7 protein-coding genes and 2 pseudogenes are annotated in these 8957 nt (G+C 71.9%); 6 read left to right on the forward strand and 3 right to left on the reverse strand.

Annotated elements, in window-relative coordinates; all coding sequences use genetic code 11:
• The first annotated feature begins 12 nt into the window (after positions 1–12).
• The 3 genes and pseudogenes from ACFWWQ_RS23895 to ACFWWQ_RS23905 all read left to right on the forward strand — a co-directional run bounded on the left by ACFWWQ_RS23895 (position 13) and on the right by ACFWWQ_RS23905 (position 3724).
• The gene (locus ACFWWQ_RS23895; protein WP_384599605.1) at positions 13–1188 is read left to right on the forward strand and encodes a M23 family metallopeptidase; all 1176 of its coding nucleotides are present in this window, start codon (positions 13–15) and stop codon (positions 1186–1188) included.
• Positions 1189–1426: 238 nt separating this feature from the next.
• A pseudogene (locus ACFWWQ_RS23900) lies at positions 1427–2367 on the forward strand (aldo/keto reductase).
• Between the two features lie 256 nt (positions 2368–2623).
• Positions 2624–3724 (forward strand): protein kinase family protein, encoded by a 1101-nt coding sequence (locus ACFWWQ_RS23905; RefSeq protein WP_384599608.1) that lies wholly within the window; start codon positions 2624–2626, stop codon positions 3722–3724.
• Positions 3725–3928: 204 nt separating this feature from the next.
• Here ACFWWQ_RS23905 and ACFWWQ_RS23910 read toward each other — a convergent pair whose 3' ends face one another.
• Positions 3929–4231: a hypothetical protein gene (locus tag ACFWWQ_RS23910; RefSeq protein ID WP_384599611.1), complete on the reverse strand. Its 303-nt coding sequence runs from the start codon at positions 4229–4231 to the stop codon at positions 3929–3931.
• Positions 4232–4548: 317 nt separating this feature from the next.
• Here ACFWWQ_RS23910 and ACFWWQ_RS23915 point away from each other — a divergent pair.
• A pseudogene (locus ACFWWQ_RS23915) lies at positions 4549–4932 on the forward strand (YDG/SRA domain-containing protein); the annotation flags it as partial.
• 171 nt (positions 4933–5103) lie between these two features.
• Positions 5104–5421, forward strand: coding sequence for an HNH endonuclease (locus tag ACFWWQ_RS23920; RefSeq protein WP_384599632.1), 318 nt, complete (start codon positions 5104–5106; stop codon positions 5419–5421).
• Positions 5422–5493: 72 nt separating this feature from the next.
• On the opposite strand, the gene trmB is transcribed toward ACFWWQ_RS23920, so the two are convergent.
• Both trmB and ACFWWQ_RS23930 read right to left on the reverse strand, forming a co-directional pair.
• Positions 5494–6399, reverse strand: a complete 906-nt coding sequence (gene trmB, locus ACFWWQ_RS23925) for a tRNA (guanosine(46)-N7)-methyltransferase TrmB (protein WP_384599614.1) — start codon at positions 6397–6399, stop codon at positions 5494–5496.
• 429 nt (positions 6400–6828) lie between these two features.
• Entirely contained in the window at positions 6829–7329 is a 501-nt protein-coding gene (locus tag ACFWWQ_RS23930) for a hypothetical protein (RefSeq protein WP_384599617.1), read from the reverse strand.
• A 129-nt stretch (positions 7330–7458) separates the two neighbouring features.
• Between ACFWWQ_RS23930 and ACFWWQ_RS23935 the strand changes: the two genes are divergently transcribed.
• Positions 7459–8796 carry a PQQ-binding-like beta-propeller repeat protein gene (locus ACFWWQ_RS23935; protein WP_384599620.1) on the forward strand — a complete coding sequence of 446 codons (1338 nt, stop codon included), beginning with the start codon at positions 7459–7461 and terminating at the stop codon, positions 8794–8796.
• The last annotated feature ends 161 nt before the right edge of the window (positions 8797–8957 follow it).

Below are 8957 nucleotides of genomic sequence, written 5' to 3' on the forward strand. Positions count from 1 at the left end.
GAGTGCGCCCCCGTGGCGTCCAACAGGCTTGCCCCCGAGGCCCCGTCCGCCCCTCACCTCCCCCAGGATCTCTCCGGGTCCCTTACCGATACGGCCACCTTCGCCCCGGACCCGTTCGCCCCGGGCGCGTTCGCCCCGGAGGGCCCTGGTCCGTACGGTGCGGCGGACGACGGGCCCAGTGGGTGGAACCCGACCGAGGAGTCCGTGCGGTCCGTCCGTGGCCGCCACCGCGTCGCCAAGCAGCGGGGCGGTCTGGCCCGGGGCGGCACGGTCCTCGGCGTCGGCGTGATCGCGGCGGTCGGCGCCGGCGGCATGGCGACCGCCGAGGAGAAGCCGCCGGTCCCGATCTCCATGCCGGACCTCGGCTCCCTCGCCGCCGACGTCACGGGAGCGCTGCCGGACGCCGAATCACTGCCCGGCATCGGGTCGTTGCTCGGCTCCTCCGATGACGCGGGCGACGCGTCCGGGACGGCCACCGCCGCGGCGCCGCTGTCGTCCGCCGGGATCACCACCGAGGACGGCCAGGGGGCCGGCGCCGGAGAGGCGCTGCGCAGCCGCATCCTCCAGCAGGCCGACACCCAGCAGGCGGCCGCCGAGCGCGACGCCCGGGACGCCGCCGAACACACCGCCCTCGTCCAGGCGGAGAAGACCGCGGCGACGGACCACAAGGCGGCGGTCGCCGATGCGAAGGCGGAACGGGCCGAGGCGGCGCGCAAGGAGGCCGCCGCCCGGGCGAAGCACGAGGCCGAGGCCCGCGCGAAGGCGGAGGCCGCGCGCCTGGCCGAGCTGGCCAAGAGCTATCTGCTGCCGGTCACCTCGTACACCCTCACCGCGAGCTTCGGCCAGGCGGGCGACCGCTGGGCCGCCGACCACACCGGCCAGGACTTCGCCGCTCCTACGGGCACGCCGGTCAAGGCCGTGCACTCCGGGACCATCACCCAGGCGGGCTGGGCCGGTGCGTACGGCTACCGCATCGTCCTCACCCTCGACGACGGTACGGAGCTGTGGTTCTGCCACCTCTCGTCGATGGTGAAGACCGGCGGCAAGGTCGCCACCGGCGAGGTCATCGGCCGCGTCGGCGCCACCGGAAACGTCACGGGCCCCCACCTCCACCTGGAGGTCCGCCCCGGTGGTGGCGACCCCATCGACCCGATGCCGTGGCTGCGCGGGCGGGGCCTGAACATCTGAGGACGGGGAGCGCGAGGGGCGGCCCGGGGCGTGCGCGGTGGTGCCGCGCGCCGGGCCGGACCCCGGGCGGGCCGGATGCGTGGCCGGGGCGTGCGCGGTGGCGGCGCGCGCCGGTCGTGGCCCCGGGCGGCGCGTGCGAGCGCTGCGCCCGGGGCGGGCAGTTGAGGCGGCTCTTCGGGCGGGCACGCGGATGCCGCGCCCCGGAATACCCCGGCCTCGCCGCGTGTTGAACCCACGCATGACCACCACACGTAGGCCGCTCGGTTCGCTCTCCGTCTCCCCGCTCTGCCTCGGCGGCAACGTCTTCGGCTGGACCGCCGACGAGGCCGAGTCGTTCGCCGTGCTCGACGCGTACGTCGCCGGCGGCGGCAACTTCATCGACACCGCCGACGTCTACTCGGCCTGGGTGCCGGGTAACAAGGGCGGCGAGTCCGAGACCGTCATCGGCGACTGGCTCGCCGCCCGCGGCAACCGCGACGACGTCGTCATCGCCACCAAGGCCGGCGCCCACCCCGACCTCAAGGGCCTCTCCGCCGACACGATCAAGAAGGCCGTGGACGGTTCGCTGCGCCGCCTGCGCACCGACCACATCGACCTCTACTACACCCACTACGACGACGAATCCGTCGAGGTCGGCGAGTTCCTGACCGTCCTCGACGACCTCGTCCGGGCCGGAAAGGTCCGCGAGATCGCCGCCTCCAACATCTCGGCGCGGCGCCTGGAGGAGGCCCTGACCTTCTCCGAGCGCGAGGGCCTCGCCCGTTACGTCGCCGTCCAGCCGCAGTACAACCTGGTCTCCCGCGACACCTACGAGGGCGAGCTGGCCGATGTTGCCGCCCGCCACGGTCTGGGCGCCGTCCCGTATTACGCGCTCGCCTCCGGCTTTCTGACGGGCAAGTACCGCCCCGGTACGGACGTCGACAGCGCCCGGTCCGGCAGGCGTCCGCGTACCTCGCCACCGAGCGCGGCGTCCGCGTCCTCACCGCCCTCGACGCCGTCGCCGCCGCCCATGGTGCGGAGGTGGCCACCGTCGCCCTTGCCTGGCTCGCTGCCCGCCCCACGGTCACCGCCCCGATCGCCAGCGCCCGCACCACCGCCCAACTCCCCGCGCTCCTGGCCGTACAGGACCTCCGGCTCAGCGCCGAGGAGCTGACGTCGCTGGATGAGGCTTCGGCGTAGGCGACGCAGGGCGGGGTAAAGCGACACAAGGCGGTGTAAGGCGATGTAAGGCAACACAACGCTATGTAAGGCAACACAAGGCGACGTAAGGCAACACAAGGCGGCGTGAACGGGTGGGCCGGCCTTGGGTGTCGGGCGTCCAGGGAGGGCCTGCCCGGTGCCTGCCCGGTGCATGGGTAGACGCCGGGGTACGGGGCCGGGAGGCCGTATGTGCCGGGAAGCGGAGTCGTCCATGGATGAGGCCCACGTATCAGGTATGAGGCCCGCGGCGGAGACCGAGCCGCTTCCCGCCGCGCGTCTGTCGGCGTACGCGGACGTGGGCGCGCGGCTCTCGCTGCTGAGCGACCGCGGGCTCGGCGACGCGGTGGCCGCCGCTCCGGCGCGCGGTTCGGGCATCGGCGGCCGGCGGGCGGAGATGGAGGTCGAGGGGCGGCGGGTCTTCGTCAAACGGGTCCCGCTGACCGACCTCGAACTGCGGCCGGAGCACGTCCGCTCGACCGCCAACTTCTTCGGCCTTCCCCTCTACTACCAGTACGGGGTGGGCTCAGCGGGGTTCGGCGCCTGGCGGGAACTGGCTGCGCACCTCATGACCACCGCCTGGGTCCTGCGGAACGCGTACGCGGGCTTCCCGCTGCTGTACCACTGGCGCATCCTGCCGGACCGGCCCCCGGGCGACTTCGCCGACGCGTTCGGCGGCGTCGAGGGGGCCGTCGCCCACTGGGAGGGTTCCTCCGCGGTACGCCGTCGGCTGGAGGCGATCGGCAGCTCCTCCTTCAGCCTGGTGCTCTTCCTGGAGCACGTGCCCCGGACGCTCGCGGACCGGCTCGCCGACCTCCGGAACGGCGCCTGGGCGGAGCCCGGCGGCAGCGCGCCCTACCGCTGGGCGGAGAACGAGCTGCTGCGCGGCACCGAGTTCATGAGCGCCCACGGGCTGGTCCACTTCGACACCCACTTCGCCAACCTGCTCACCGACGGCCACCGGGTCTACTTCACGGACTTCGGCCTCGCCCTCAGCCGCGACTTCGACCTCTCCGCCGAGGAGACCGCCTTCCTCGCGGACCACCTGGTGTACGACCGCTCGTACGCGCCGGGGCATCTGCTCCGCCACCACCTGCCGGAAGCGGTGCGCGGCGGCATCGATCAGGGAGCCTTCCTGAAGGCTTGGATTGCGGGTCGTCGGCCCGATGGCGTTCCGCCTGAGATCGCCGCGCTCATCGATCGGCATGCTCCGCATGCGGTGGTGCTGGATGAGTTCCACCGGCGGTTGCTCGGGGTGAGTAAACGGACGCCGTTTCCGGGTGGCGAGGTGCGGAGGGCGTGGGGTGGGGGCGGGATGCCGGGCGCGGGGTCGGCGTGATGGCTCGGCCCGGTCTCGGTCTGGTGGCTCGGCTCGGTGGCTTGGCCCGGTCTCGGTCCGGTGGCTTGCTCGGTGGCTCGGCCTCGGCCTGTTGGCTCGGCTCGGTGGCTCGGCCTGGTCTCGGCCTCGGGCCTGCCGACCGTCCTTTTACCAGCCGACCGTCCTTTTACCAGCAGTGTCCGTCCCGGTCCCGCCCCGGCCGGGTCACCCGCGCCGGTCCGCCACCGCCCATGACGCCAGCGCCATGCCACCGGCCACCGTGAACACCGACGGCCACGCCCCGATCTTCTTCGCCAGCGGATGCGACCCGGCGAACGCCGCCACATACGCCCCGCCCAGTGCCGCCGCGGCCTTCCCGCCGGCCTTCTCCTGCCACCCCTTGGCCGCCACCGCCCCGGCAGCGGCCAACGCCACCCCACCCAGGGGACGCTTCTTCGTCCACCGAGCCACGGCGTAACCACCCACGAGGCCGGTCGCGGCCACTGCTGCTGTCGGAATTCCTGCCATCACTCATGCCTCTCGTTCACGGGTTGAATAAACGTCTCGCTGCTGGACTTTACGCCCATCCCGTCAGGCATGGAGGCGCTGCCCGGCGAGCTACGGCGTCCGGGAGAGCGCTGCTTGCCAGAAGCCGCAAAGCAGTTGAGCGTTACGGAGGTTGTGCCGTAGTGGGCGAGAAACTGTGGCTCTGCGCACATCGTTCGTAGACGCGTGCCATTTCTCTGGCGGGTTGACAAGATCAACCCATGGCGAATGCAAAGTCGGCACCCGTTTGTTTTGGCACCCCTGATGGGGTAGTCGAGGGGCAGTGATTCAAAGGGCATCAGGAATTACATCGAGCGGGGGTGCATCGTACCTCTGGTAAAGGAATAACGGGAACCAATTCGCAAGATGTGGATTCTATTGCCCTCTCCGGTGGATACGTAGACGATGTCTACGGCGAAGAAGAGATCATCTATACCGGAGAAGGGTGTCGAGATAGGGGCACCGGGCGCCTCTACGCGGACCAGAGCATGGAAAGCTCAGGCAACGCCGGATTGCTACTCAGCGAGGCGCGCGGCGACGCGGTCCGTGTCATTCGCGGCCTGAAAATCAAGGGTAAGAAGCGGCGCAAGACAACGGGCGGGTATGAGTATTGCGGCTTGTTTCGGGTGGCCGATCACTGGATGACCGTCGGGAAAGAGGGCTTTCGCGTCTGTCAATTCAAGCTCGTGAAGTTGGCGCCCGGCGAGGTTCCCACGCCAAAGCCGATTGTGCTTCCGCAGGGCGAGGGCACCCCCATTGAGGAGCAGGTGCGCCGCGCCGTGGAGTACGAGCTTCTGGTACGAGACCCCAAGGTGGTTCGTGCCGTGAAGAAAATGTACGACAACACGTGCCAGATGTGTGAGAGTCGCCTACAGGTCTCCCCCGGAGGCGAGGCATATAGCGAAGCCGCGCATATTCAGGCGCTGGGTAAGCCGCATAACGGCCCAGATGTGCTGGAAAATGCTCTCTGTCTGTGTGCCAACTGTCATGCATTGTTTGACCGCGGTGCGCTTCAGCTGTCCGATCATCTTGACGTACTCAACGGGTTGACCCGGGAGATGAAACGGAAGCTGAAGAAGGTTCGGGAGCATGACATAAAGGTTGAGTACGTGCGCCAACACCGGCGGCGTTGGGACGACCGATTTAGTGCGCCCATCGATCGCGAAAACTGAGGGGCGAAGGCGAGAGAAAGCTGCCGCGCCGCCACCTCAGCAGCCACACCATGACGGGCGCCTCCCCTCCCTCTACTCGCCCCGCCGGAACATCAAGTCATGCACCACATGCCCCTTGTCCAGGCCCTGGCCCTCGAACTTGGTGAGGGGGCGGAAGGCCGGGCGGGGGGCGTAGTCCGGGTAGAGGTTGTGGAGGGTGGGCTCGGCGGTGAGGACGGCGAGCATCTGCTCGGCGTAGGGCTCCCAGTCGGTGGCGCAGTGGACGAGGGCGCCCGGGGCGAGGCGGGTGGTGGCCAGGCTGATGAAGTCCGGCTGGATGAGGCGGCGCTTGTGGTGGCGCTTCTTCGGCCAGGGGTCGGGGAAGAAGACGCGCAGGCCGGCCAGGGAGCCGGGGGCGAGCATCTCGCGCAGCAGGATGATCGCGTCGCCGTTCGCCACCCGGATGTTGGTCAGGCCGTTCCGTTCGGCGAGGGCGAGGAGGTTTCCCTGGCCCGGGGTGTGGACGTCGCAGGCGAGGATGCCGGTGTCCGGGTCGGCCGCGGCCATCTGCGCGGTGGCCTCGCCCATGCCGAAGCCGATCTCCAGGACGACCGGGCGGCCGTCGAAGAACGTGTCGAGGTCGATACGGGAGAGCCCGTCGATGTCCCGCCCCCACACCGGCCACAGGCGGCGCAGCGCGGCGGCCTGACTCGGCGAAACGCGGCTGCGGCGGGGCTGGAAGGAACGGATCCGGCGCTCGTGGTGATCACCGGCCGGGTCGGCGGCGGGCCCGCTCCCGTCGGGGAACATCGGGCCGTCACGGCGGATCCGTGACGCGCCGGTCGCCCCGGCGTCGCCGGACTCCGGGGCGCCGTCGATCGCGTTGCCGTGGCTCGCAGTGCCGTCGGCCGGGATGCCGTCCGCCGGGGACGGGGCGGCGCCTTCCGGGACGCTGATTTCCTGGCTGCCGGACTCGGGGGTGCGGGGGTTCTCGGACACAGTCCGGAGATTCTACGGGCCGGGGGGAGGGAACGGCGGGGCGTGGGCATGACCTGGAGCGCCTGGAGCGACTGGAGCGCCTGAAGTCCCTCTCCTCCCGGGGTACGACCCCGCCCAGGGGGCGGTTGGCGCGCTATGCAGTGGGCTGCATACGATGCGTGGCCGCCACGCGAAGACAACAGGGGGTCGGCCGGAATGACGCAGGACCAAGGGAACGCGGCTCATCCGCAGGGAGAGCCACCGGGCTCCGGGCCCGGCCGGCCCACCGAACCGGATCAGGGGCAGGGGCAGGGCGCCGCCCCGGGCGCCACGCCCGCCCCGGGCGCCGCCCCGGGCGCTGTTCCGGGCACGCCCGCACCTGGCACCACCCCGGGCACGCCCGCCCCCGCTCCCATACCGGGCGCCACCCCCACAACCCCCCAGCCCGGGTCAGCCCAACCGCCCCCGGACCAGCCCCAGCCCCAGCCGCAGGCCCCGGCCCAGGCCCCGGACCAGCCGCAGGCTCAGGGCCAGCCCCAGCCCCAGCCCCAGCCCCAGCCGCAGCCGCAGGCCCCGGGCCAGCCCGCCCCCGCGCGTCCCGCCGGGACCATGAAGCTGGCCGCCGTCCAGCAGCCCCCCGCGGGTCCGCCGCAGGCCCCGGACCAGCAGCCACCTGCTCCTCCCGCCGGAACCATGCAGCTCTCCGTCGCCAAGCCCCCCGGGCAGCCCACGCCCGGCGCCCCGCCGGTGCCGCCGCCGGGCCCGTACGGCGCGCAGCAGCCTCCGGCTCCCCAGAGCCACCCGGGACCGTACGGCGCACCGCAGGCCGCGCCCGGCCAGCCCGCTCCGCATCCCGGAGCGCCCGGCCCCCAGCCCGGAGTGCCCGGCCCGTACGGCGCGCCCCAGGGCGCCCCGCACCCGCAGGCCGTCCCCGGCGCATACCCCCAGCACCCCGGAGCCCCGGGCCCGTACCCGCCGCCCGGTGGACCGACGGTCGGCCCGGGCGGTGCGGCCTACCCGCCGCCGGGCTTCGGGCAGATGCCGCAGGGTGGGGCGGCATTCGGGCAGGGACCCGGCGGGATGCCGGGTGGGCCGGTGCCGCCGGGCGGGCCGCGGCGTGGGGTGCCGCTGGCGGCGATCCTCGCGCTCGTGCTCGTCGTCGTGCTGGCCCTCGGCGTCGGGGGCTACTTCCTGCTCGCGGGCGGTTCCGACGACGGGGCGGAGCAGAAGCCGCCGCTCGCCATGGGGCAGCTGTGGAACGCCGGTCTGAAGAAGAGCGACAACCCGCCCAAGGACGAACTCGGCATGCGGTCGATGTGGATGACCGACGGCGCCCTCGTCTACGGCGACAAGGACGGGGTGCGCGCCTACAACGACCAGACCGGCAAGAAGGAATGGGAGCTGGAGACCCCGAAGGGCGCCGGCGCGGTCTGCGCGCTGCCCGCGGAGCCGAACAGTGACGGCGTCGGCGTCGCGGTCTTCGACTCGGGCGGCGGCGACTGCTCGTACCTCTCCGTCTTCGACACCCACACCGGCCACACCCTCTGGGTGCGGAACCTCAAGGGCCGTCAGGCGGAGGACCGGCCGCTCGTCGGCATCAGTTCCCGCGAGGTCGTGGTGGCCATCGGCGACACCTACTCCGGCTACGCCATCTCCGGCGGCGCCGGCAGGTGGAGCCTGAAGTGGCCTGCCGGCCACTGCACCGCGTCGTTCGGGATGAGCGCCGAGTACCTGGCACGCGTCAGCGACTGCTCGAAGGGCAAGCCGCGCCGGGAGCTGACCATCCAGAACCACGAGCTGGAGAGCTTCAACCTGACCGTCCCCCACGAGAAGCTGGAGATCGACCGCATCCTCTCCGACACCCCGCTGGTCATCCTGATGAGCGCGGGCGGCGTGAACGAGAAGCGGGTCCTGCGGACGTACGACACGGAGAGCAGGCCGAAGCCGGAGAAGACCATCGAGCTGACCGGCGACCTCGACAACCTGGACCTCAAGCCCCGGACGACCATGGTCGACGAGGACTCCTGGGTGCTGGTCACGACGTACGGCAACGGCGCCGGGATGGCTGCCGTCGACCTGAAGACCGGCAAGCTCCTGTGGAAGCGGTCCGGTACGGCGGCCGTGACCCTCGACGGGGAGGACGTCATCGCGGTCGGCGCCTCCCACGGCACGCCCTCGCACCTCGGCACGCAGGATCCCGAACTGATGTCGCTGGGGCTGCGGGACGGCAAGGCGGAGGTCATCGGCACGCTCTACGACGAGAAGCACGATCTGCCGTCCGGGCCGAACATGTCGATGAAGTGGGACGGCAACGAACGCGTGCTGTACATCGAAGGGGAATCGCCCTCGACCTTCCAGCCGTTCCTCCGCGCCTACAAGGCGTCGAACGCCTCCCCGGTCGCCGTCCCCGCCGACTGACGACCCGCCGACTGACGACCCGCCGGCTGACGACCCGCCGCCGGGCGGCCCGCCGCCCGTGAGCACCGCGTGGGGGGGGGGGGGCCCGCACCCCCCACCCCCCCCCCCGCCGGGAACCCCCGCGGCCCACAGCACCCCCCACCCCCCCCCCCACAACACCC

Source organism: Streptomyces sp. NPDC059080, from assembly GCF_042739975.1.
GTDB lineage: Bacteria > Actinomycetota > Actinomycetes > Streptomycetales > Streptomycetaceae > Streptomyces > Streptomyces benahoarensis.